Origin of the sequence: Actinomycetospora aurantiaca, from assembly GCF_037401875.1 — a bacterium.
GTDB lineage: Bacteria > Actinomycetota > Actinomycetes > Mycobacteriales > Pseudonocardiaceae > Actinomycetospora > Actinomycetospora aurantiaca.
In genome coordinates this window covers 391,954-414,199 of the sequence record NZ_JBBEGN010000002.1, presented here as the reverse complement: position 1 = coordinate 414,199, position 22,246 = coordinate 391,954, and the positions used below count along the sequence as shown (strand labels likewise).

Genomic DNA, 22,246 nt, shown 5'->3' with positions numbered 1-22,246 from the left:
GCACTCGCGATGTGCCCGGGCTCCTCTAGACGGTCGCCGGGACCGCCGCGGCCGGCCGCTCGCCGTACAGCGCGACGAACAGCTGCTCGCACCACGCCAGCAGCTCCAGGTCGCGCAGCGGCGCCGCACCCATCTTGACCGGGCCCTTCTGGCCGCCCGCCCCTGACTGGCCCTCGGTCGGCTTCGGCAGCGACAGGGTCTGAGACGCGGCCTTGAGCTGCGCCCGCGGGTGCAGGCGCTTGAGCCGCATCTGCGCGGACTCGGGCAGGTCGACCGGGGCGAAGCGGATCAGGTTGCCCTGCCCGGCGACCTCGGTGATCCCGTACCGCCGGCACGCCTGCCGGAACGCGGCCACCGCGAGCAGGTTCGTCACCGGCACCGGCGGCTCGCCGTACCGGTCGACCAGCTCCTCCTTGACCGCGTCGAGCGCCGCGGCGTCGGCCGCCTCCGCGATCTTGCGGTAGACGTCGAGGCGCAGGCGCTCGGTATCGACGTAGTCGTGCGGCACGTGGGCGTCGATGGGCAGGTCGACGCGCACCTCGGCCAGCGGCTCGTCGGCGTCGGAGCCCGCGTCGGTGTGCGCCTTGAACGCCTCGACGGCCTCGCCGACCAGCCGCACGTAGAGGTCGAACCCGACGCCCGCGATGTGCCCGGACTGCTCGGCGCCCAGGATGTTGCCGGCCCCGCGGATCTCGAGGTCCTTCATCGCAACGGCGGTGCCCGCGCCCAGCTCGGAGTGCTGCGCGATCGTCGCCAGCCGCTCGTGCGAGGTCTCGGTCAGCGGTTTGTCGGTGGGGTACAGGAAGTACGCGTAGCCCCGCTCCCGGCCGCGGCCGACGCGCCCGCGCAGCTGGTGGAGCTGCGAGAGGCCCAGCGTGTCCGAGCGCTCCACGATCAGGGTGTTGGCGTTCGAGATGTCCAGGCCGTTCTCGACGATCGTCGTGCAGACCAGGACGTCGTGCTCGCGCTCCCAGAACTCGTTGACCGTGCGCTCCAGGCGCTCCTCGGCCATCTGTCCGTGGGCCGTCGCGATGCGGGCCTCGGGGACGAGCCGGCGCAGCTTCGCAGCGGTGTCGTCGATCGACTGCACCCGGTTGTGGATGTAGAAGACCTGCCCGTCGCGCAGCAGCTCGCGCCGGATCGCGGCCGCGACCTGCTTGTCGTCGTAGGAGCCGACGTAGGTCAGCGTCGGGTGCCGCTCCTCGGGCGGGGTGAGGATCGTCGACATCTCCCGGATGCCGGCCAGGCTCATCTCCAGGGTGCGCGGGATCGGCGTCGCGGACATCGACAGCATGTCGACGTGGGCCCGGAGCCCGGTGATGTGCTCCTTGTGCTCGACGCCGAAGCGCTGCTCCTCGTCGATGACGACGAGCCCGAGGTCCTTCCACGTGATGCCGGTCTGCAGCAGCCGGTGGGTCCCGACGACGACGTCGACGGCCCCGTCGGCCAGGCCCTTGATCGTCGCGTCGGCCTCCTTGTTCGGCGTGAACCGCGACAGGCCCTTCACCGTCACCGGGAAGTTGCGCATCCGGTCGGTGAACGTCTGCAGGTGCTGCTGGGCCAGCAGCGTCGTCGGGACGAGGACCGCGACCTGCTTGCCGTCCTGCACCGCCTTGAACGCCGCCCGCACCGCGATCTCGGTCTTGCCGTAGCCGACGTCGCCGGAGATGACGCGGTCCATCGGGACCGCCTTCTCCATGTCGGCCTTCACCTCGTCGATCGCGACCGCCTGGTCGGGCGTCTCGGTGAAGGGGAACGCGTCCTCCATCTCCCGCTGCCACGGCGTGTCCTGCGCGAACGCGTGACCGGGCGCCGCCTGCCGCGCGGCGTAGAGCTGGACCAGGCTCGCGGCGATGTCGCGGACGGCCTTACGGGCCTTGGACTTCGTCTTGGACCAGTCCGAGCCGCCCAGCTTGTTCAGCGTCGGCAGCTCCCCGCCGACGTAGCGGCTGATCTGGTCGAGCTGGTCGGTCGGCACGAACAGCCGGTCGGACGCCTGCCCGCGCTTGGAGCTCGCGTACTCCACCACGAGGTACTCGCGGGTGGTCGCGGCCTTGCCGGTGCCGGTGGTCCGCTGCGTCATCTCGACGAACTTGCCGATGCCGTGCTGCGCGTGGACGACGAAGTCGCCCGGCTGCAGCGTCAGCGGGTCGACCGCGTTGCGGCGCTTGACCGCGGCCCGCTTGGTCGGCGCGTCGCCGCCGGTGCTGCGGGCGCCCGTGAGGTCGGCCTCGGTGACGACGACGAGCCGGCTCGCCTCGGCCACGAACCCGTCGCCGAGCCGGCCGCGGGTGACGACGATGCTGCCGGGCCGCGGCTCGGCGGTGCCCGACACCACGGGCACCTCCTCGCCGACGAACTCCCGCAGCTGCTCGACCGTGCGCTCCGCGGTGCCGGCCGCCGGCACGACGACGAGCGCCGCTCCCCCGCTGGCGGCGTGGGCGCGCAGGTCGACCGCGGCCTTCTCCCAGTCGCCGCGGTAGGAGTCGACGCCCGCGATCCCGGTGCGCACGACCCGGACCCTATCGGCGTGCTGGCCCCATTCGCGTAATGTGCGGGTGTCGTCCTCGAGGTCGGGGTCGGTGGCGAGGCTGGAGAGCGTCCACCACGGGACGCCCGCGGCGGCGGTGGTCGCACGGACCGCGCCGAGGTCGCGGTAGGCCGACCCGCCGAGGTCGATCGGGGCGCGGCCGTCGGTCGAGTCGGCGGCGACCAGCCAGCTGGCCTCGAGGAACTCCTGCCCGGTGCGCACGAGGTCGGCGGCGCGCCGGGCCACCCGCTCCGGGTGGCAGACCACGACGGACCCGCCGTCGGGGAGGAACTCCGGCAGCAGCCGCAGCTCACCGGGCAGCAGCGCCGGGATCAGCGACTCCATGCCCTCGGTGGGGATGCCCGCCGCGACCTTGCCGAGCAGCTCGCCCAGCGCCGCGTCGTTCCCGTGGACCGCGTGCAGCTCGGCGGCGCGCTCCCGGACCTCCGGGGTCAGCAGCAGCTCGCGGCACGGCGGCGCGACGACCTCGGTGGGCCGGGCGTGCGAGTCCGGGAGCGAGCGCTGGTCGGCCACCGAGAAGCAGCGCATCTCGGAGACCTCGTCGCCCCAGAACTCGATGCGCACCGGCGACTCGGCGGTCGGCGGGAAGAGGTCGACGATGCCGCCGCGCACCGCGAACTCGCCGCGCTTCTCCACCATCTCCACGCGCGCGTACGCGAGGCCGACCAGGCGCTCCGCAAGGTCGCCCAGCTCGATCTCGACGCCCTCGGCCAGCACGACCGGCTCGAGGTCGCCCAGGCCCGGCACCAGCGGCTGGATCAGGCTGCGGGTGGCGGTGGTGACCACGCGCAGCGGCGCCTCGCCGGGGTGCGCCAGCCGGCGCAGGACGTCGACGCGGCGGCCCACGGTGTCGGCCCGAGGCGAGAGCCGCTCGTGGGGCAGCGTCTCCCAGCTGGGGAGGTAGGCGACGGTGTCCGGACCGAGCAGCTCGCCGATCGCGGTCGCCAGGTCGTCCGCCTCGCGCTCGGTGGCGCAGACGACGAGGGCCGTCCGCCCGGCGCCGCGCTCCGGGTCGGCCAGCGCCGCGGCGAGCAGGGGGCGCAGCGCCGTCGGGCCCTCGACGGCGGCGTCGCGTGCGGCGGCGTCGACGACCTCACGCAGACCGGGATCGGCGAGGACGGCGGTGGCGAGACCGGACAGCACAGCGGGAGAAGACACCCGGGAACCCAACTCCAGACCAGGCGGGGAGGACCGACGACCAGTCTACGAGAACACCCCGACGATCACCGGCGTTCCCCGGGCGGACGAGACGTGGGCGACGATGGGACCCGTGGCCCGCTCCGATCCCGCCCCGGACCCCGACACCGGCCGTGCCGGGTGGTCGGCCGGGCAGCGTCGGCGGGGCCGCGACCGGGACACCCGTCGTCGGGAAGGCCCGGACGACACGCGGGAGGAGCCGCCGCCCACCCGCCGCCTGACCGGGCAGGACGACGACGATCCCGGCCCCCGCAAGATCACCGTCACCCGGGTCGCCGCGTGGCGGACGCGGAACCTGACCCGCGCCGGGGTGCGGGCCTTCCACCGCGCCGCGTCCGCCGACGGGGCCGACCGCTCCGGGCTCACCGCGCTGACCTACGCGTGGATGGCCAACTACGCCTCGGACGCCACGCTCGCGGTCGCGCTCGCGAACACGCTGTTCTTCTCCGCGGCCAGTGCCGAGTCCAAGGACAAGGTCGCGCTCTACCTGCTGATCACGGTGGCCCCGTTCGCGCTGATCGCCCCGGTGATCGGCCCACTGCTCGACCGCATCCAGCGCGGCCGCCGCTGGGCCCTGGCCATCTCGACGGCGGGCCAGGGGGCGCTCGCCGTCGTCCTCGCCCTGTTCATGGACACGTGGGCGCTCTATCCGGCCGCACTCGGGATCCTCGTGCTGTCGAAGTCGTTCGGCGTGCTCAAGGCGGCCGTGACCCCGCGGGTGCTGCCGCCGGGGATCACGCTGGTGACGACGAACTCGCGGCTGACGGTGTTCGGGCTGGTGGCCTCCGGGGTGTTCGGGGCGCTCGCGGCCGGGGTGTCGTACCTCTTCGGCTCGCCGGGGGCGGCGTGGCTGACGGCGGGGATCTGCGGGGTCGGGGTGTGGCTGTGCCTGCGCATCCCGCGGTGGGTCGAGGTGACCGAGGGCGAGATGGAGACGGTGCTCATCCCCCGCCCGCGGAGCGGAGCGGAGCCGGGCCGTCGAGACCGTCCTGAGAGTCGTCACCCGAAGGCCCGGATGAGCGGCCACGTCGTCACCGCGCTGTGGGCCAACGGGACCATCCGGGCGCTGACCGGGTTCCTGACGCTCTTCGCGGCCTTCGTCGTGAAGGCCGAGACGGAGGGGACGCCGGGTCGTCAGCTGCTCCTGCTCGGTGTGGTCGGCGCGGCCGCCGGGGCGGGCGGGTTCCTGGGGAACGCGCTCGGGGCGCGGCGTCGCTTCGACCGGCCGGACGTGCTGCTGGTCACCGCGCTGTGCGCCGCCCTCGCCGCGACCGTGACCGCCGCGATCCTCGTCGGGCTCGTGACGGCGGCCGTGGTCGGCCTGGTCGGGGCCACCGCCTCCGCCCTGCTCAAGGTGTGCCTGGACGCGGTGGTGCAGCGCGACATGCCCGAGGCGGCCCGGGCGTCGGCGTTCGGGCGGTCGGAGACGATCCTGCAGCTCACGTGGGTCTTCGGCGGCGCGCTCGGGGTGCTGCTGCCGCCCACGTGGTGGATCGGCTTCACCGTGATCAGCGTGGTGATCGCGATCGGTACCGTGCAGACCGTGCTCATCTCGCGCGGCCGCTCGCTCCTGCCCCGCCGGTCCGCCTGATGGTGACCCGGCTGCGGGCCGTGCCCCGCTGGGTGTGGGTGGCCGTGGTGGCGATCGTCGTGGTGGTGGCCGCCGTCGTGACGGTGCTGGTGCTCACCTCGGGGCCCGACGACCCCGGTGACGTGACCTTCACCGCGGCCGGCGTCGCGGTGGACGCCGAGCCGACGGTGTACTGCGACCTGCTGGTCACCGACTGCGAGACCGACCCGTCCGCCGTCGCGACCCTGCCGTTGCCGGCCGGGGTCGCGGTGGACCTCACGGTGCCGGACGCGGTACTCGCGACGCCGTGGCAGGTCGCGTTCACCTATCTCGACGAGAACGGCGCCCAGCAGAGCGGGCGCAGCCAGGTGTTCGCGCCGAACGCCCGCCCCTCGTTCCGGCTGGAACTCCCCGACACCCGGTGGCGCCTCGAGCGCGTCGAGGTCCAGCAGTTCGGGGCGAGCGAGGTGCAGACGCCGCAGGGCAGCCTGTTCTCCACCCGCTCGACGTGGGTCCTCGCCGCGACTCCTTAGGGGTCAGGCCGCCGCCGGGCGGTCGTGGACCCGGGTGAGGAATCCGCGGACGTCCCCGACCACCGTGTCGAGGTGGCTCTCCAGCAGGAAGTGCCCACCGCCGGGCACCAGGTGGATCTCGGCGTCCGGGAGGTCCCGCGCGAACGCCCGGGCGCCGGCCGGACCGAAGATGTCGTCGCCGGCGCCCCACACGGCGAGCAGGGGGACCTGCGTGGCCCGGAACCACGCGTGCAGGTCGGGGTACAGGGGCGGGTTCGTGGCGTAGTCGCGGAACAGGGCCAGCTGGATTCGCTCCTGGCCGGGCCGGGAGACCTCGGCGTGGTCTTGCGTCCACGTGTCCGGGTCGACGCGGTCGGGCTCGGCGACCCCGTGCAGGTACTGCCAGCGGATGGCGTCGAGGCCGAGGGCGGCGCGGACGGCGGCCTCGTGGTCCGGCGTCGGGTCGTCGGCGTAGGCCCACACCGGGGCCCAGAATCCGGGGACGAACCCGTCGTCGTAGGCGTTGCCGTTCTGGCTGATCACGGCCTCGACGGCAGCCGGGTCGCGGAGGGCGAGCCGCCAGCCGACGGGCGCGCCGTAGTCCTGCACGTAGATCGCGTAGCGGCGCAGACCGAGCTGGTCGAGCAGCCCGGCGGTGACGTCGGCCAGCGCGTCGAACGACCAGCGGAACCCGTCGGCCGAGGGGGCGGCCGAGCGTCCGAACCCGAGCATGTCGGGCGCGACGACGTGGAAGCGGTCGGCCAGGGCCGGGACGAGGTGGCGGAACATCCGCGAGCTCGTCGGGTAGCCGTGCAGCAGGACGAGCGCGGGCGCGCCGACCGGGCCGGACTCCCGGTAGAAGATCTGGTGCCCGTCGACCGTGGCGTACCGGTGGTGGACCTCGACCATGACCTAACCTCCATCGAACGTTTTGCCGGTTGCTCCAGACAAGCCCGTCCGCGCTAACCTGTCAAGGAGGCTTTGGTGGTGAGGAGGTGGCGGTGGACGTCGACCTGATGGCCGACGGGGCGCAGATCGGGGAGGACGCGCTGCTCGAGGCGCTGAACAGCACCCCGATCGTCGACGGCGCGGCGACCGATCGCTGGGCCGACGACGCGGTGCTGGCCGGCTGGTCACGGCAGCACGGCGGGTCCGGGGCACCCGACGAGCTCGACCGGCTGCGGGTCGTGCGCGCGGACCTGCAGGCCGTGGTGTCGGGTTCCCGGCCCGCGGACGTGCTGGACCGGCACCTCGCGGGGGTCACCGCCTCGCCCGCCGTCGCCGACGGCGCGGTGACGTGGCGGCTGGACACCACGTCACCGGTCGTGCGGCTCGTCCTGGCGTGGAGCGACGCCGCGCACCGGTGGCCGGGACGCCTGCGGCCGTGCGCGAACGACGAGTGTCGGCTCTACCTGCTCGACCGCAGCCGACCGGGCAACGCCCGGTGGTGCTCCATGCGGACCTGCGGGAACCGCCTCAAGGCCCGTCGGCACCACGAACGGACGCACTGAGGCGGCTCCGACCCGGTCAGCCCTCGAGCTCCCGAGCGACCGCGCGCACGACCTCGGCGAGCCGCTTCGTGTTCCGGCGGTCGGGGTAGCGGCCGCGCCGGAGGTCGGGCTGCACCTTCGCCTCGAGCAGCTTGATCATGTCGTCGATGAGCCCGTGCAGCTCGTCGGGCGAACGGCGCTTGGCCTCGGCCACGCTGGGCAGCGGGTCGACCAGGCGGACCTGCAGGGCCTGGGGCCCGCGGCGCCCCTCGGCGATCCCGAACTCCACGCGCTGCCCCGACTTCAGGGCCTCCACCTCACGCGGCAACGACCCCTTGGGGACGTAGACGTCGGCCCCCTCCTCCTGGGAGAGGAACCCGAACCCCTTCTCGGCGTCGTACCACTTGACCTTGCCGGTCGGCACCGCGCTCACCCGTTCTCTCGTCGACGAGAACGCGCCCCGGCAGCGTGCCGGAGCGCGTCACACCATCGTATCCCGCACGGGTGATCGGGTCGCCGGAGATCAGGAGCGGCCCGTCGTTCCGAGCGACGGGGCCCTCCGGTCGGGTAGACGGGCCGTGGGCGCCCACCGCCAATCGGCGCACGAGCGAGCGAAGGGCCCCATCGCTCGATCTACCCGACCCATGGGGCCCTTCGCTCAACACGGGTCACCAAGATCCCGAGCCGGAGCGCGGACCGATCGGTCCCCGCCCCACTTCGCGCGGCGGAACGAGATCTTCGCCTTCCCGACGGCGGGTCCGGGTCAGCCGTGCAGCGGGGCGTAGTGCCCGGAGAACAACGCGGCCTGCAGCTCCCCGCGGCCGGACGCGCCGAACTTCGCGAGCACGGCCTTCACGTGGTCCTGCACCGTCCACTCGGAGAGCGCCAGCCGTCGGGCGATCTGCTTGTTCGAGCGTCCCCGGGCGAGTTCGCCCAGCACGTCCTGCTCGCGGGCGGACAGGCCGCGGGCCCGCGCGACGACGTCCGCGAGCCGGGACGGCCGGATCGGGTCGACGACGACCGCCGTCATCGTCCCGAGGTCGGTCGGGGCGAAGGTCAGCCAGCGGCCCGACGGCGTCGGGGCCGAGACCGGGCCCGCGCGACCGGCTCCCCGGCGCGCCGCGAGCAGGGCGGTCACCGCGGCCGGAAGCTCGGCCCCCTCCAGCAGGACGCGGGCCTCCGGGCTCACCTCCGAGACCGTGCCGTCGGGGCCGCACAGCACCAGTCCCGACCCCTCGACGTCGTGCGCGGCGACCACCGCGTCGTCGTCACCCTGCGCGCGGGCCCGGGTCATCGCGACGCGCAGGGCCAGGGCCGCGGGACGCCCGAGCCGGGAGGCTGCGGCCACCTCGTCGCCGGTGAAGACCCCGCCGGCGCGCAGGAGGTCCACCACACCCCACGCGGTGCGCCCGTCGTGCAGCACCAGCCGGAGGTGATCGGTGAAGCCCCGCGGCGCGAGGACCTCGCGGTGCCGCCGGCTGCGGGCGGGGTCGCCGCCGGTGGCGTCGTGGACCGTGCCGACCAGCGCCCCGTCGGCGAGGTCGGTGTAGCGCAGGACCTCCCGGTCGTCCGCGAACTCGGACGCCAGCACCTCGCCCTCGAAGACCGGGTCGCGGTCGGCGCCGTAGAGCCGGCAGGAGGTCGTCATGACGGTCGCCGGGTCGACCGTGGCCCACACCGCGAGGTCGTGGCCGACGATCCGCGACAGGGCCGCCGCCGCGTGGTCGCGGACGGCCACGTGGCCCGCCGCGGGATCGAAGGTCGTCACGGTGCGTCCCCCCTGAGACTGGGGATGGGCTCCCCGACCTCGTTCTTACTACGTTCGAGAGGTCAGCGACACACCACGAATCACACGGAGTACACGATGTCCGAGACCTTTCCTCTCATGGGCGCCCGCGCCGTCGTCCTCGCCACCGCCGACGAGACGCACGGCGCCTGGGAGCAGTTCGAGCTCCGCCTCGGACCCGGGGCCCGATCACCCCGCCACACGATCGCCGCGGACAAGCTCTTCCACGTCGTCGACGGCACCGTCACGGTCCTCGTGGGCGAGCAGGAGCGGTCCGTGAGCGACGGACCGGCGTTCGTCCCTGCCGGCACCGCGCACTGCTACCGCAACGACTCCGGCGAGGACGCCCGCATGGTGGTCACCGTGACCGGCCGTGGGCAGATCGACTTCCTGCGCGGGATGAGCCGGCTCACCGCGGACGGCCCGCCGGACCCCGCCGCCCTCGCCGAGCACACCGCCGCGCACGGGGTGACGCTGCTGCCTCCGTCGTCCTGAGCGAAGGGCCCCTTCGGTCGGATGGACGGGCCGTGGGCGCCCACCGCCAACCGGCGCGCGAATGAGCGAAGGGCCCCATCGCTCGATCTACCCGACCGATGGGGCCCTTCGCTCAGTACGGGCCGGTCGCAAGCTACGCCGTCGGGCTCACGTTCCGCAGGCCGAGCAGCTTGACGGAGGTCTCCCGCATCTCGACCTTGCGGACCTTGCCGGTGACGGTCATCGGGAACTCGTCGACCACGTGCACGTAGCGCGGGATCTTGTAGTGGGCGAGCTTGCCGGTGGCGAACTCACGGACGGCCTCGACGGTCAGCTCGGAGACCCCGTCGCGCAGGCGCACCCACGCCATGAGCTCCTCGCCGTAGCGCTCGTCGGGGACGCCGATCACCTGCGCGTCGAGGATGTCGGGGTGGGTGTAGAGGAACTCCTCGATCTCGCGGGGGTACACGTTCTCGCCGCCGCGGATCACCATGTCCTTGATCCGGCCGGTGATGTTGATGTAGCCCTCGTCGTCCATCACCCCGAGGTCGCCGGTGTGCATCCACCGGGCGCGGTCGATCACCTCGGCGGTCTTCTCCGGCTGCTCCCAGTAGCCCAGCATCACCGAGTAGCCCCGGGTGCACAGCTCGCCCGGTGTCCCGCGCGGCACCGTCAGCCCGGTCTCCGGGTCGACGATCTTCGACTCGAGGTGCGGCCCGACCCGGCCGACGGTGGACACGCGGCGATCCAGGGAGTCGTCCGCGCGGGTCTGGGTGGACACCGGGGAGGTCTCGGTCATGCCGTAGCAGATGGTCACCTCGGTCATCCCGAAGCGCTCCACGACCTGCTTCATCACCTCCACCGGGCACGGCGAGCCGGCCATGATCCCGGTGCGCAGGGCGGAGAGGTCGTAGGAGTCGGCGTCGGGCAGCGCGAGCTCGGCGATGAACATCGTCGGGACGCCGTAGAGGGAGGTGCACTTCTCCTCGGCCGCCGCCTCGAGGGTCAGCTTCGGGTCGAAGCCCGGCGCCGGGATCACCATCGTCGCGCCCGAGCTGGTGCACGCGAGGTTGCCCATCACCATGCCGAAGCAGTGGTAGAAGGGCACCGGGATGCAGACACGGTCGACCTCGGTGTAGCCGCACAGCCGGCCGACGAAGTAGCCGTTGTTGAGGATGTTGTGGTGCGAGAGCGTCGCGCCCTTCGGGAAGCCCGTGGTCCCCGACGTGTACTGGATGTTGATCGGGTCGTCGGCCGAGAGCTCCGCCTGCCGCGCCCGCACCCGCTCGACGTCACCGGAGACGAACAGCGCGGTCCACTCGGGCGAGTCGGTGATGACCACCGTCTCCAGCCCGGCGCAGTTCGGGCGGACCGTCTCGATCATCTCGGCGTACTGCGAGGTCTTGAACGACCGCGCGGCCACCAGCATCCGCACCCCGGACTGGTTCAGCACGAACTCCAGCTCGTGGGTCCGGTACGCCGGGTTGATGTTGACCAGGATCGCGCCGACCTTGGCCGTCGCGTACTGCAGCAGCGTCCACTGCGCGCAGTTCGGCGCCCAGATGCCGACCCGGTCGCCGATCGCGATCCCGAGGTCCAGCAGCCCCAGCGCCAGGGAGTCGACCTCGGCGACGAACTCCGCCCACGTGTAGCGCAGCCCCTGCGCGCGATCGACCAGCGCCTCGCCGTCGGGGACGCGGGCGGCCGTGCGGTCCAGGTTGTCGCCGATGGTGTCGCCGAGCAGGGGCTCGTCGGAGATGCCGGACGCGTACGACGGCACGGTGGGGACGGCGGGGGCGCTCACCGGGGGTGACCTCCATGACGGGTTCGATCGTGGTCCGCCTCACGATCGCACCCCGCACCCGATCGCGGGAACCCTCACCGCCCGCCGTCGGGAACCCGCTGGGACCATCGGCGACCGTGACCGCCACCCACCCGCAGACGACGGCGAGCGCCGACGGCGCGACCCTGGACGAGTACGACGGGGCCGTGACCCACCTGGTGGACACGCTCGCGGCGATCGACGACGACGGCTGGTACTCGACGATCGAGGTCGTGCGCCCGTGGTCGTCGGTGAACCCGCGGCTGACCGGCGAGTTCTCCCGCACCACCGCGATCCGGCGCTATCTCTGCCGCGAGCTCGCGGCGCTGCTGCGGGCCGGCGCGCGCATCACGGTGCGCCCGGCGCGGCCCGCGCTCGCCTTCGACGATCCGGCGTTCTTCGACGCCCTCGACGAGGACCGCGTCGACGCCCGCTCGAAGAAGCTGTTCCTGTTCGGCCCGGAGCGCATGCAGCTCTCCGTCGACCGGCTGGGCCACTACACCGGCACCTCCGCCGAGGCCTTCCAGCGGCACGTGCTGTTCACCAACTACGCGATGCACGTCGAGGCGTTCCTGGAGCGCTGGCCGGACGCGATCCGGCCGGACCACGACGTCCAGATGCCCGCCTACCACCACACCCGCCCCGAGGGCGACGGCGTCTCGTTGGTCAACATCGGGGTCGGCCCCGCGAACGCGAAGACCGCGACCGACCACGTGTCCGTCCTGCGCCCGGACACGATGATCATGATCGGGCACTGCGGCGGCCTGCGGAACCACCAGCAGAAGGGCGACTTCGTCCTCGCGACCGGCTACCAGCGCTTCGACCACGTGCTCGACGAGGTGCTGCCGCTGAACGTCCCGGTGATCCCGAACCACCGGCTCAACACGTTCCTGCTCGAGGCCCTGGAGGACGCGGGCGCGGAGTACCGGATCGGCACGGTGCACACCACGGACAACCGCAACTGGGAGCTCAACCAGAAACTGACGCTGGCGGCGATGCAGGCCAGTCGCAGCGTCGCCGTCGACATGGAGTCGGCGACGATCGCGGCGAACGGTTTCCGCTACCGCGTCCCGAACGCGACGCTGCTCTGCGTCTCGGACAAGCCACTGCACGGCTCGCCGAAGCTGTCCGTGGACGCCCAGTCGTTCTACGAGACCTCCAAGCGCCAGCACCTCGGGATCGCGCTCGCCGCCCTCGACCGCGTGCGCCGCGAGCACCCGGGCGGGCTGCCCGGCCAGGAGATCCGCTCGGTCGACGAGCCGCTGTTCGGCGGCCCGTCGGACGCCTAGGATCCGACGAACGTCGGTCCCCGTCCCGACGACGGAGGGTCGCGGACCGGGTCCGGGGCGACCAGCATCGTCGTCGTGACCGCACTGCTGCTCCTGCCCCGCAGTGCCGCCGACCTCGTCCGCGGCCGCACGGTGGCGGCGTCCGTGCTCGGGGTCGGCCTGGGCCTCTGGGCCTGGTTCGTCGCGTTCCTCGTCGTCCTGGGCTTCCTGCGCGGACCGCTCTACGGGTTCGTCGTCCCCGGTCCCTACGACGACGCCTGGGGCGGCCCGACGCTCGCCGGCGCCTGGACCGTCCACGCCCTGGTGTGGGTCGGGGTGCTGGTCGCCGCGCTGGCGATGTGGTGGTGCCTCGCCCGGCTGCACGCGGCGGTCGTCGAGCACCTCGCGGGTTCCCGACGTCGGGTGTGGTCGGTACCCGTCGCCGTCCTCCTGCTGGTCCTCGCCGTCGGGTTCGTCGTGCTGTTCGTGCGGCAGCTCTGAGCCGCGGGCCCGGCCGGAACGGAACGAACGGGTCGTTCGTCACGCAAGAAGGTGACGAACGGCCCGTTGGTGCCGATCGGGGTGGGGTCACCTACCGCCCGGCCGGGTGTACCTCGACCTCGGCCGCCTTCACCGCGAACCAGACGTCGTCGCCGGGTTCGACGCCGAGCTCGGCGACGGCCGCCGGGGTGACGTCGGCGGCGAGGCCGTCGACCCAGTCCGGCCCGCCGTCGGGGACCCCGGCCCGCAGCCGCACCAGCTCGCCGTGGGGTTCCATCGCGGCCAGGCGCACCGGCAGCACCGTCCGCGGCGAGCCCTTGGGCGGGTCGGCGAACACCGCGACGGAGGCCGGGGCGAAGAGCGCCACCGCGGGCTCGCCGTCGTCGACCGGCTCCGGGTGCGTCCCGCCGATCACCCTGCCCTCGGCGGTCCGCAGGCCCTCGCTGCACGAGCGGCCCGGCACGAGGTCGAGCCCGGCGATGCGGGCGGCGAACGCGGAGCGGGGCCGACGCAGGACCTCGGCGGTGGGGCCCGACTCGACGACCCGGCCCGTGTCGAGGACGACGAGGCGATCGGCCAGCACGACGGCGTCGAGCACGTCGTGGGTGACCATCAGCGTGGTCACCCCGGCGACCCGGACCACCCGGCGCAGCAGGGAGCGCACGGCGGGAGTCACGTCGACGTCGAGCGCCGCGAACGGCTCGTCGAGCAGGAGCAGGTCCGGCTCGCACGCCAGCGCCCGCGCGATCGCGATCCGCTGCGCCTGCCCGCCGGAGAGCTCGGACGGCCGGCGGTCGGCGAGCGCGGTCGCGTCGACCATCGCGAGCCACCGGTCGGCGGTCTCGCGCGCCGCCCGTCGTCCGGCGCCGGACGACCGTGGTCCGAAGGCGACGTTGTCGCGCGCGCTCAGGTGCGGGAAGAGCAGTGCCTGCTGGCTCAGCAGGCCGACCCGCCGCCGGTGCACCGGCACCCCGTCCAACGCCCGCCCGCCGAGCACCACCGACCCCCGGTCGGGCGGGTACAGGCCGGCCAGCGCGCCCAGCAGCGTGGACTTCCCGGCCCCGTTGGACCCCAGGACCGCGACGACCTCCCCCGGCTCCACCGTGACCGCCACGTCGAGGACGAACGACCCGCGCCGCACCCCGACGTCCGCCTCGAGCCGGCTCACCGCAGATCCCGCGTGCGGCTCACGACGATCACCAGGATGGCGACGACGACCAGCACCAGCGACATCGCGACGGCGCCGTCGAGATCGCTCTCGGACTCCAGGTAGATGTAGAGCGGCAGGGTCCGCGTGGTGCCCTCGAGCGAGCCGGCGAACGTGATCGTCGCGCCGAACTCGCCGAGCGCGCGGGCGAAGGCCAGCACGCTGCCCGACATCAGACCCGGGAGCACGACGGGCACCGTCACCCGCCACAGCGTCGTGATCGGCGAGGCGCCGAGCGTCGCGGCCACCGCCTCGTAGCGCTCCCCCGCCGTGCGCAGCGCCCCTTCGAGCGACACCACGAGGAACGGCATCGCGACGAAGGTCTGGGCCAGCACGACGGCCGGCGTCGAGAACGGGATCGTCACCCCGAACTCGCGGTCGAGCCAGCCGCCGACCGGACCGGTCCGGCCGAACAGGAACAGCAACGTGAGGCCCCCGACGACGGGTGGGAGCACCAGCGGCAGCAGCACGACCGAGCGGATGAACGGCAGCCCGGGCAGGGACGACCGCGCCAGCACCACCGCGAGCGGCCCGCCCAGGACGAGGCAGAGCACCATCGTCGCGAGCCCGGTCTCCAGCGAGAGGCGCAGGGCCGCGAGCGCCGACGGCGTCGTGACGAGGCCGAGGAAGTTCGGCCAGTCCACCCGGACGACGAGCCCCGCCACGGGGATCGCGACCAGGAGCCACCCCAGGGCCGCCGGCGCCCACAGGAGGCGCGGGACCGCGGTCATCCCCGTCGCTCCGCTCGCCCCGGACCGGTCACTTCGTGACGAAGCCCGCCTGCTGCAACGCCGCGGTGCCCTCCGGGCCGCGGACGAAGTTCACCCAGTTCTGCGCGAGGTCGGCGTTCTGCGAGCCGGTCACCACGCCGATCGGGTAGGACTGCACGGCTCCCTGGGCGCTCGCCTGCGGGAAGTCGACGCCCTGCACCTTGCCCTGCGCGGAACGCACGTCCGTGACGTAGACGAGGCCCGCGTCCGCGTTGCCGGTCTGGACGCGGTTGAGCACGCCCTTGACGTCCTGTTCCTCGCTGGCCGGGGTCAGGGTGACGCCGGCGGCCTTCTCGGCCGCCTCGGCGGCGGCACCGCACGGCACCGCGGGCGCGCACACCACGGAGATGACGCCGGGCCGTGCCATGGCGGCGAGGTCGGTGATCTGCTTGGGGTTGTTCGGCGCGACCGCGATCTGCAGCGAGTTCGTCGCGTAGACCACCGGCTCGCCCTGGATCTTCCCGGCCTGCACCGCGGTCTGCATCGTCCGCGAGCTCGCCGTGGCGAGGACGTCGGCCGGAGCGCCCTGCACGACCTGCTGGGCCAGCGAGTCCGAGCCGCCGAAGTTGAACGTCACGGTGGTGCCCGGGTTCGCGTTCTGGAACTCGGTGCCGAGCTGCTGGTAGACGCTGGTGAGCGACGCGGCCGCGGACACCGTGAGGGTGCGGGCCGGCGCCCCGGCCTGACCACCGGCCTGCTGCCCGGACCCCGCATCGGATCCCCCGCACGCCGTCAGGGCCAGCCCGAGCACGGCAGCGGCGCCGGCCATGAGCGCGGAACGGAATCGGGTGCTCACGCGGTCCCTCCAGGGGTCTCGACGATGATGTGGGTGGCCTTCACGACGGCCACCGCGAGCGAGCCGACCTCGAGGGACAGCTCGTGCACGGCCTCGGTGCTCATGAGCGACACGACCCGGTGCGGCCCGCACTGGATCTCCACCTGCGACATGACCTTGTCGCTCTGGATGTCGGTCACGAGCCCGACGAAGCGGTTCCGGGCCGAGCGCCCGACCCCCGAGGGGTCGGGGGTGGCGTGGGCCGAGGCCCGCGCGAAGGACGCCAGGTCGGCTCCGGCGATGACCTTGCGGCCGCTGGAGTCGGTGTCGACCGGGAGGGACCCGCTGTCGGTCCACCGGCGCACGGTGTCGTCGCTGACACCGAGCAGCCGGGCGGCCTCGGCGATCCGGAAGTGCGTCACGGAGCGGCAGTGTAGGACCGCAGCTACGGCTGCGCTTACCCGATCGGGGTGCATCTCACGAGTCGCGCACCGGACCACGCCGTGAGCAGGCGATCACCACTCTCGCGATCGGGGTCCGGCGGTGGGAGAGTCGGATCGTGGACTTCGCACCCAGTGCCGCGGCGGCCGACTACACGAAGCGGATGCGCGCCTTCCTCGAGGAGTCGATCCTCCCGGCCGAGGCCGAGTACGACGCGTTCCGCGACGAGCGCCGGGGCACGCCCGCCGAGCACGAGCTCCCGCCCGTCGTCGAGACCCTCAAGGCCGAGGCCCGCGACCGCGGGCTGTGGAACCTGTTCCTGCCCTCGGAGTCGGGGCTGACCAACCTCGAGTACGCCGCGGTGGCCGAGGTGACCGGCTGGTCGCCGGTGATCGCCCCCGAGGCGATCAACTGCCAGGCCCCGGACACCGGCAACATGGAGACGCTGCACCTGTTCGGCACCGCCGACCAGAAGCAGGACTGGCTGGCCCCGCTGCTCGCGGGCGAGATCCGCTCGGCGTTCGCGATGACCGAGCCGGCGGTCGCGTCCTCGGACGCCACGAACATCACCACCGAGATCCGCCGCGAGGGCAGTGGGGATGACGCGGAGTACGTCGTCAACGGCAAGAAGTGGTGGTGCTCCGGCGCCGCCGACAGCCGCTGCGCGATCTTCATCGTCATGGGCAAGACGGACCCGGAGGCGGCCAAGCACCGCCAGCAGTCGATGGTGCTGGTCCCGCGCGACACGCCGGGCGTGCACATCACCCGCGCCCTGCCGGTGTTCGGCTACCAGGACCAGCACGGGCACTGCGAGATCGAGTTCCACGACGTGCGGGTGCCGGTGTCGAACCTGCTCGGCGAGGAGGGCGGCGGGTTCGCCATCTCCCAGGCCCGCCTCGGCCCCGGCCGCATCCACCACTGCATGCGCCTGATCGGGATGGCCGAGCGCGCCCTCGACGCGATGGTGCGCCGGGCCAACGAGCGGGTCGCGTTCGGCAAGCCGCTGGCCGACCAGGGCGTGGTCCAGCAGCAGATCGCCGAGAGCCGGATCGAGATCGACCAGGCGCGGCTCTACGTGCAGAAGGCCGCGGACCTCATCGACAAGGTCGGGTCGCGGGGCGCGGCGAGCGAGATCGCGGCGATCAAGGTGGTCTGCCCGCGGATGGCGTGCGGCGTGATCGACCGCGCGATCCAGGTGCACGGCGGCGGCGGCGTGTCCGACGACTTCCCGCTGGCCTCGGCCTACGCGTGGGCGCGCGCGCTGCGCCTGGCCGACGGCCCGGACGAGGTCCACCTGCGCTCGGTGGCCCGGGTGGAGATCAAGGCCCGAGCCTGAACACCCCCAGCGCCCAGGCCCGGCCGACCGCCTCCGCGCGGTCGGTCGCGCCGAGCTTGCGGAACAGCCGCGCCGCGTGCGACTTCACCGTGGCCGCGGACAGGTAGAGCCGTCGGCCGATGTCGGCGTTGGTCAGTCCGCGGCTCACGCCGATGAGGACCTGGACCTCCCGGACCGAGAGGTCCAGCGACCGCTGGGCCGGGAGGTCCACCAGGACGCCCTCGTCGGCGGGGGTCAGCAGGTCCCGGGCGGGGGCGGTGCCGGCCGCGACCGCCGCGAGCGTGCGCGTCATCGCCCGCGGCGCGTCCCAGCGCAGGTAGCCGACGGCTCCGGCCGCCAGCGCGTCCGCGACCACGGCCGGGGCGTCCGACGGCCCCGCGACCAGGACCGGGACGGCGGGCGCGGCCGACCGCACGTCGGTGACCGCCTGCCCGGCCGCGGCTCCCCGACCGACCCCGAGCACGACGACGTCGGCCGTACCGGCCGCAGCGCGCGCGAGGACGTCGTCCAGGTCGGCGGCCACGACGACCTCGGCCTCCCCCGAGGCCCGCAGCAGCAGTTCGAGCCGGTGGCGCGCCTGCTCCCGCTCGTCGTGCACCACGCAGGTGCCCCCCATCGCGCGGCTCCTTCACACGATCGTGTCGTCGCAGTACCTCTACCGGGCGACGCGTGAACCGGCCGGTTGCCGCACCGACGATCACGACATCGGTGTAATTCACCCGCTCGGTCATCACTCACGTGCGTCACGCCGTGCACGTATTGCACACAACGCACCGCCTCGTTCTCATGATCGTCGTGCGTGGTGCGAAGCGGGTCGCGGTGGTCGTGGCGGTGGCCTCGGTACTCCTGGCCCTTCCCCTCGTCCCCGCCCCGGCGCAGGGGGTGCCCACCGGCGAGACCTGGGGCGCCGAGCTGGCCGTGGCCGATGGGGACGACGTGGACGTCGTGGCCGGCGAGGACGCGATCGCCCTCGCGGACACCGGCCCGCGCGCGACCACGTCGGGTCCTGCCCCCGCCGAGGGCACGCTGCTGCTCGCGCCGCGCCGACTCGGGGCGGTCGCCGACCGGGTGTCGGCCGCGGTCACGGCGGACGCGCCGGGCAGCTCGCAGGTGCTGGTCGCGGTGCGCGGCCTGCGCGACGACGGGTCGTGGTCGGAGTGGTTCCCGACCGGTCGGGAGGGCCCCGCGCAGCTCCCGGCCCCGACCCTGCAGGTCCAGGTCCGCGTGACCCTCGTCGCCGGCGACGGCGGGCAGGGACCCTCCCTGCGACGACTCTGGCTCACGGCGGACGCGACCCCGACCCCCCGACGGCTGGCTCGCACCACACCCGCCGCCCCGTTCGGTGCGCGCGTGTTCGCGACGCGCATCGGCCTCGTCGGCAACACCACCGCCAACGGCCACCGCATCGTCGACGACGACCGCTTCGTCGCCCTGCCCTCCCGCCGCGGCCTGGCGCCCGAGGGGACCGGCGACTACACGGTCCGGGTCTGCGCGGACAACGGTCGCTGCACGTGGGCGCCGGCCTGGGACGTCGGGCCCTGGAACGTCCGCGACGACCACTGGAACGCCGAGCGCGAGTCCTTCCGCGACCTCCCCCGCGGCCTCCCGCAGGCGCAGGCCGCGCGGGACGGCTACGCCGACGGCCGCGACGGTCTCGGCCGCCGGGTCGCGAACCCGGCGGGCATCGACCTCGCCGACGGCACCTTCCGCCGCGACCTCCGCCTCGAGGACAACGCGTGGGTCGACGTGGCCTACCTCTGGACCGGCACCGGCCCCACGGGCACCGCCGGCGAGGACGTCCTGACCGTCCGCGCCGCCCCCCGGCCGGACGCCCCCGACGTCGGCACCGTCGCCCCGCGCTCCCGCCTCCCGGTCGAGTGCGCCACGACCGGGCCCGCCACGCAGGCCCTCGCCCGGTCCGAATGGTCGAGCTCCGCTGCGCTCCGTCTCCCCGCGGCTCCCGACGGCGGGCGCTGGGTGCGGCTCGCGGCCGACCGCTACGTCCCCGCCGAGGCCCTGGAGGTGCCCGATGTCCCCGCGTGCTGACCGCCGTCGGCGGTGCCTGGTGTGCGCCGCCGGCCTGCTGCTCTCCGGCGCGGTCACGGCCGGGACCGCCCTGGCGGCACCGTCGATCGTGACCACCGAGCCCGGCGAGAGCTGGGCCGCGGAGCTCGCGATCGAGGGCGGCGACGACACCGGGGTGGTGCTCGCCGACGGCGCGGTCCGGCCGCTCCCGGGCTCCGGCAGCCGGCCCGAGGGTGTGCTCACGGTCGCGCCCCGCCGCCTCCTGCGCCCGGCCCGCGAGCTCGCCGGCACCGTCACCGCCGACCGGCCGTCCGGCACCGAGGTCGACCTCGAGGCCCGCGGCCTCGACCGCGACGGCCGGTGGGGACCGTGGCAGGCCGTCCGCGACCGCGCTCCCGCGCGCTTCGCCGACCCCACCTCGGAGGTCCAGGTCCGGCTGGTGCTCCGCGGCGCCGCCGACGGCTCCGCCGTCCCGGCCGCCCGCGGCGCCTGGCTCACCGCGGTCGCGTCGCCGGCGGACCCGCCGCCGTCGAGCTCCGGCTCCTCCAGCACGTCCTCGACCACCACATCGGCCACGACGACCACCACCACGACCCGTCCGGACGAGCCGTCGTGTTTGCCGCTGCCGACCGCCCTGCCGGTCCCGCTGCCGGTGCCCTCGGTGTGCGTGCAGCCGCTCACCATCCCGACGGACCGCCCCCGTCCCGAGGCGCAGCGGTTCGCGGCGGCCCCGCCCACACCGGGCTCGGCCACCGGCCTGATCTGGGACGGCGCGATCGCCACGAAGGGCCTCGGCGGGTTCAAGGACACGCCGTGGAACATCACCGACGACGCCGAGGTGGAGGTCGTCGACGGCCCGGCGAAGACGATCCGGTTCACCGTCCCCAGCGGCTCGGAGCGCGCGGAGGTCGAGCCCGACGTCGACGAGTTCGACGAGGGCGACACCCGCTTCTTCCGCCTGACCTACACGCTGCCCCCGTCGTTCCCGACCGATCCCGGCGGCTTCCAGCTCGCCACCCAGTGGAAGAACGACGGCACCGGCTCCCCACCGCTGGAGCTGCGCATCGAGGACGGCGAGTTCCGGCTCGGGGGCGGGTTCGGCCGTCCGGGAGGGTCGGAGCTGTTCGCCACCGACATCGCGCCCGCGGTCACCGGCCGGCCGGCGGACATCGTCGTCGGGATCGTCTTCTCCTCGGACCCCGCGAAGGGCCGCGTCGACGTCTGGCTCGACGGCACGCAGCGCCTGGCCGGGTTCCGTCCGCCGGGCGGCACGCTGTACGAGGGGCGGCGCAGCTACTGGAAGGTCGGCCTGTACCGCGACAGCGGGAACTCCGGGACCGCCACCGCCGACCTCGGGGTGGCCCGGCTCGGCGAGACCTACGAGGCCGTGGCGGGGGCCGGACCGGCGCCGAGCACCACGACGTCGCCCTCGTCGAGCCCGTCGAGCACCTCCACCCCGCCGTCGCCGACGAGCCCGACGCCGACCGTCGTGGCGACGGCCCCGGCCGGTCCCTGACCGCGCTGGACCACGACCGTCGCCGTGCCCGGCGCCGGTCCCGGCCGCACCGCCTCGGGTGGCAGCACCAGGACCCCGTCCCGCCGGGCCAGCACCACGTCGACGTCGACGGGCAGCCCGATCCGCGCCGAGTCCGGGAGCGGCGCCGCGATCGACACCGCGTAGCGCCCGTCGGGACCGGGCGCGGGCGCGACCGCCACGACCTCGCCGCGCCGCCGGGCGGTCGCCGCGGGGTCGGCGCCCGGGGTGCCCGCACCCGGCGTCACGAAGGCGGTCCGTCCGGTGAGGACCGAGGCGACCTGCGCCGGTTCGAGCCCCACCCGCACCGCGAGCGCGGCGAGATCCGCGATCTCGACGGCGGGCGGCGACCCGGCGGTCACCCGGGTCCCGGCCTGCACCCGCACGGCGGTGACGGTGCCGTCCTGGGGCGCGCGCAGCACCCCGGCGTCGACGACGCGCCGGGCCTCGGCCAGGGCCGCCCGGTCCGCGGAGAGCGTCGCGTCCAGCCGGGCGAGGGCCACCGGATCGGGCACGGGCGCGGCGGCCGCCGCGTCCCGGGCCTGCTCGTCGGCGGTCACCGCGGCCGCGGCGGCCTCCATCCGGGGGCGTGCGGCGCGGTCGTCGAGCGTCGCGAGCACGTCACCGGTGCTGACCACGGCGCCGTCGGAGACCTCGACGGTCGCCACCACCCCGTCCACCGCGAAGCCGGCGGCGGCAGCGGTGCGGCTGACGACGGTGCCGCCGGTGTGCGCCTCGGCGACGACGCTGCCACGCCCGACCGGGACGGTCTCCACCCGCGGCGGGGCGTCCGCGCCCAGGGCCAACCCGCCCACCACGACGACCACGGCGAGCAGCACGAGGGTGGCCACGACGGCCCGGCCGCGCCGGCGTGGGCGTCGGGCCGGGGGCGACGGGGTCCCGACGACGGCCACTCCCGTCACGCTAGTGACCGCACCTCGCCCGTCCGTGGAGGCGGACACCGTTCGGCGTGTCACCCGTGTGGGC

At 74.2% G+C, this 22,246-nt stretch carries 19 protein-coding genes; 9 read left to right on the top strand and 10 right to left on the bottom strand.

The annotated features are described in order from the left end of the window. Positions 1-25 precede the first annotated feature (25 nt). Positions 26-3,709: a transcription-repair coupling factor gene (gene mfd / locus WCD74_RS06570; protein ID WP_337694028.1), complete on the bottom strand. Its 3,684-nt coding sequence runs from the start codon at positions 3,707-3,709 to the stop codon at positions 26-28. A 103-nt stretch (positions 3,710-3,812) separates the two neighbouring features. Between mfd and WCD74_RS06565 the strand changes: the two genes are divergently transcribed. Both WCD74_RS06565 and WCD74_RS06560 read left to right on the top strand, forming a co-directional pair. Next, positions 3,813-5,339 carry an MFS transporter gene (locus WCD74_RS06565; RefSeq protein WP_337694027.1) on the top strand — a complete coding sequence of 509 codons (1,527 nt, stop codon included), beginning with the start codon at positions 3,813-3,815 and terminating at the stop codon, positions 5,337-5,339. After that, the gene (locus WCD74_RS06560; RefSeq protein ID WP_337694026.1) at positions 5,339-5,851 is read left to right on the top strand and encodes a DUF2771 family protein; all 513 of its coding nucleotides are present in this window, start codon (positions 5,339-5,341) and stop codon (positions 5,849-5,851) included. Before WCD74_RS06565 ends, WCD74_RS06560 begins: the two co-directional genes overlap by 1 nt. A gap of 3 nt (positions 5,852-5,854) precedes the next feature. Here the strand turns inward: WCD74_RS06560 and WCD74_RS06555 are convergent, their stop codons facing one another. Next, the gene (locus WCD74_RS06555) at positions 5,855-6,739 is read right to left on the bottom strand and encodes an alpha/beta fold hydrolase (protein ID WP_337694025.1); all 885 of its coding nucleotides are present in this window, start codon (positions 6,737-6,739) and stop codon (positions 5,855-5,857) included. Between the two features lie 92 nt (positions 6,740-6,831). Between WCD74_RS06555 and WCD74_RS06550 the strand changes: the two genes are divergently transcribed. Continuing rightward, entirely contained in the window at positions 6,832-7,341 is a 510-nt protein-coding gene (locus WCD74_RS06550) for a CGNR zinc finger domain-containing protein (RefSeq protein WP_337694024.1), read from the top strand. Between the two features lie 16 nt (positions 7,342-7,357). Here the strand turns inward: WCD74_RS06550 and WCD74_RS06545 are convergent, their stop codons facing one another. Then, a complete protein-coding gene (locus WCD74_RS06545; protein WP_169182663.1) occupies positions 7,358-7,744 on the bottom strand; it encodes a cold-shock protein in 387 nt (128 codons plus the stop codon). A 339-nt stretch (positions 7,745-8,083) separates the two neighbouring features. Beyond that, a complete protein-coding gene (locus WCD74_RS06540; RefSeq protein WP_337694023.1) occupies positions 8,084-9,088 on the bottom strand; it encodes a helix-turn-helix transcriptional regulator in 1,005 nt (334 codons plus the stop codon). Between the two features lie 96 nt (positions 9,089-9,184). Here WCD74_RS06540 and WCD74_RS06535 point away from each other — a divergent pair, with 96 nt between their 5' ends. Beyond that, a complete protein-coding gene (locus WCD74_RS06535; protein ID WP_337694022.1) occupies positions 9,185-9,601 on the top strand; it encodes a cupin domain-containing protein in 417 nt (138 codons plus the stop codon). A 133-nt stretch (positions 9,602-9,734) separates the two neighbouring features. Here the strand turns inward: WCD74_RS06535 and WCD74_RS06530 are convergent, their stop codons facing one another. Continuing rightward, entirely contained in the window at positions 9,735-11,384 is a 1,650-nt protein-coding gene (locus WCD74_RS06530) for an AMP-binding protein (RefSeq protein ID WP_337694021.1), read from the bottom strand. Positions 11,385-11,500: 116 nt separating this feature from the next. On the opposite strand from WCD74_RS06530, the gene WCD74_RS06525 reads away from it, so the two are divergent. Together WCD74_RS06525 and WCD74_RS06520 are read left to right on the top strand one after the other, a co-directional pair. Continuing rightward, positions 11,501-12,691: a phosphorylase family protein gene (locus WCD74_RS06525; RefSeq protein WP_337694020.1), complete on the top strand. Its 1,191-nt coding sequence runs from the start codon at positions 11,501-11,503 to the stop codon at positions 12,689-12,691. Between the two features lie 75 nt (positions 12,692-12,766). Further along, the gene (locus WCD74_RS06520; RefSeq protein ID WP_337694019.1) at positions 12,767-13,171 is read left to right on the top strand and encodes a hypothetical protein; all 405 of its coding nucleotides are present in this window, start codon (positions 12,767-12,769) and stop codon (positions 13,169-13,171) included. 91 nt (positions 13,172-13,262) lie between these two features. On the opposite strand, the gene WCD74_RS06515 is transcribed toward WCD74_RS06520, so the two are convergent. Genes WCD74_RS06515 through WCD74_RS06500 form a run of 4 tightly spaced genes read right to left on the bottom strand, consistent with a single transcriptional unit; the run spans position 13,263 to position 16,345 of the window. Beyond that, positions 13,263-14,339, bottom strand: a complete 1,077-nt coding sequence (locus WCD74_RS06515; RefSeq protein ID WP_337694018.1) for a sulfate/molybdate ABC transporter ATP-binding protein — start codon at positions 14,337-14,339, stop codon at positions 13,263-13,265. Further along, positions 14,336-15,109, bottom strand: a complete 774-nt coding sequence (locus tag WCD74_RS06510) for an ABC transporter permease (RefSeq protein WP_337694017.1) — start codon at positions 15,107-15,109, stop codon at positions 14,336-14,338. The genes WCD74_RS06515 and WCD74_RS06510 overlap by 4 nt, the downstream gene beginning before the upstream one ends. Positions 15,110-15,137: 28 nt before the next feature. Next, positions 15,138-15,917: a molybdate ABC transporter substrate-binding protein gene (modA, locus tag WCD74_RS06505; RefSeq protein ID WP_373696045.1), complete on the bottom strand. Its 780-nt coding sequence runs from the start codon at positions 15,915-15,917 to the stop codon at positions 15,138-15,140. 23 nt (positions 15,918-15,940) lie between these two features. Beyond that, on the bottom strand, positions 15,941-16,345 hold the full coding sequence (locus tag WCD74_RS06500; protein ID WP_337694015.1) for a TOBE domain-containing protein: 405 nt from the start codon (positions 16,343-16,345) through the stop codon (positions 15,941-15,943). 137 nt (positions 16,346-16,482) lie between these two features. On the opposite strand from WCD74_RS06500, the gene WCD74_RS06495 reads away from it, so the two are divergent. Further along, complete coding sequence (locus tag WCD74_RS06495) at positions 16,483-17,700, top strand: acyl-CoA dehydrogenase family protein (RefSeq protein ID WP_337694014.1); 1,218 nt, start codon at positions 16,483-16,485, stop codon at positions 17,698-17,700. Here the strand turns inward: WCD74_RS06495 and WCD74_RS06490 are convergent. Continuing rightward, positions 17,684-18,316, bottom strand: coding sequence for a LuxR family transcriptional regulator (locus WCD74_RS06490; RefSeq protein WP_337694013.1), 633 nt, complete (start codon positions 18,314-18,316; stop codon positions 17,684-17,686). The genes WCD74_RS06495 and WCD74_RS06490 overlap by 17 nt on opposite strands. A 170-nt stretch (positions 18,317-18,486) precedes the next feature. Here WCD74_RS06490 and WCD74_RS06485 point away from each other — a divergent pair, with 170 nt between their 5' ends. Together WCD74_RS06485 and WCD74_RS06480 are read left to right on the top strand one after the other, a co-directional pair. After that, positions 18,487-19,746 (top strand): DUF8814 domain-containing protein, encoded by a 1,260-nt coding sequence (locus WCD74_RS06485; protein WP_337694012.1) that lies wholly within the window; start codon positions 18,487-18,489, stop codon positions 19,744-19,746. Beyond that, positions 19,730-21,241, top strand: a complete 1,512-nt coding sequence (locus tag WCD74_RS06480) for a heparin lyase I family protein (RefSeq protein ID WP_507237333.1) — start codon at positions 19,730-19,732, stop codon at positions 21,239-21,241. Before WCD74_RS06485 ends, WCD74_RS06480 begins: the two co-directional genes overlap by 17 nt. Positions 21,242-22,246 lie beyond the last annotated feature (1,005 nt).

What these genes read in the sequence shown, in the direction of transcription:
- WCD74_RS06565 (WP_337694027.1), top strand. Translation starts at nt 3,813, where the DNA reads ATGGGACCCGTGGCCCGCTCCGATCCCGCCCCGGACCCCGACACCGGC.
- WCD74_RS06480 (WP_507237333.1), top strand. Translation starts at nt 19,730, where the DNA reads ATGTCCCCGCGTGCTGACCGCCGTCGGCGGTGCCTGGTGTGCGCCGCC.
- WCD74_RS06510 (WP_337694017.1), bottom strand. Translation starts at nt 15,109, where the DNA reads ATGACCGCGGTCCCGCGCCTCCTGTGGGCGCCGGCGGCCCTGGGGTGG.
- WCD74_RS06555 (WP_337694025.1), bottom strand. Translation starts at nt 6,739, where the DNA reads ATGGTCGAGGTCCACCACCGGTACGCCACGGTCGACGGGCACCAGATC.
- WCD74_RS06535 (WP_337694022.1), top strand. Translation starts at nt 9,185, where the DNA reads ATGTCCGAGACCTTTCCTCTCATGGGCGCCCGCGCCGTCGTCCTCGCC.
- WCD74_RS06485 (WP_337694012.1), top strand. Translation starts at nt 18,487, where the DNA reads ATGATCGTCGTGCGTGGTGCGAAGCGGGTCGCGGTGGTCGTGGCGGTG.
- WCD74_RS06490 (WP_337694013.1), bottom strand. Translation starts at nt 18,316, where the DNA reads ATGGGGGGCACCTGCGTGGTGCACGACGAGCGGGAGCAGGCGCGCCAC.
- modA (WP_373696045.1), bottom strand. Translation starts at nt 15,917, where the DNA reads ATGGCCGGCGCCGCTGCCGTGCTCGGGCTGGCCCTGACGGCGTGCGGG.
- WCD74_RS06560 (WP_337694026.1), top strand. Translation starts at nt 5,339, where the DNA reads ATGGTGACCCGGCTGCGGGCCGTGCCCCGCTGGGTGTGGGTGGCCGTG.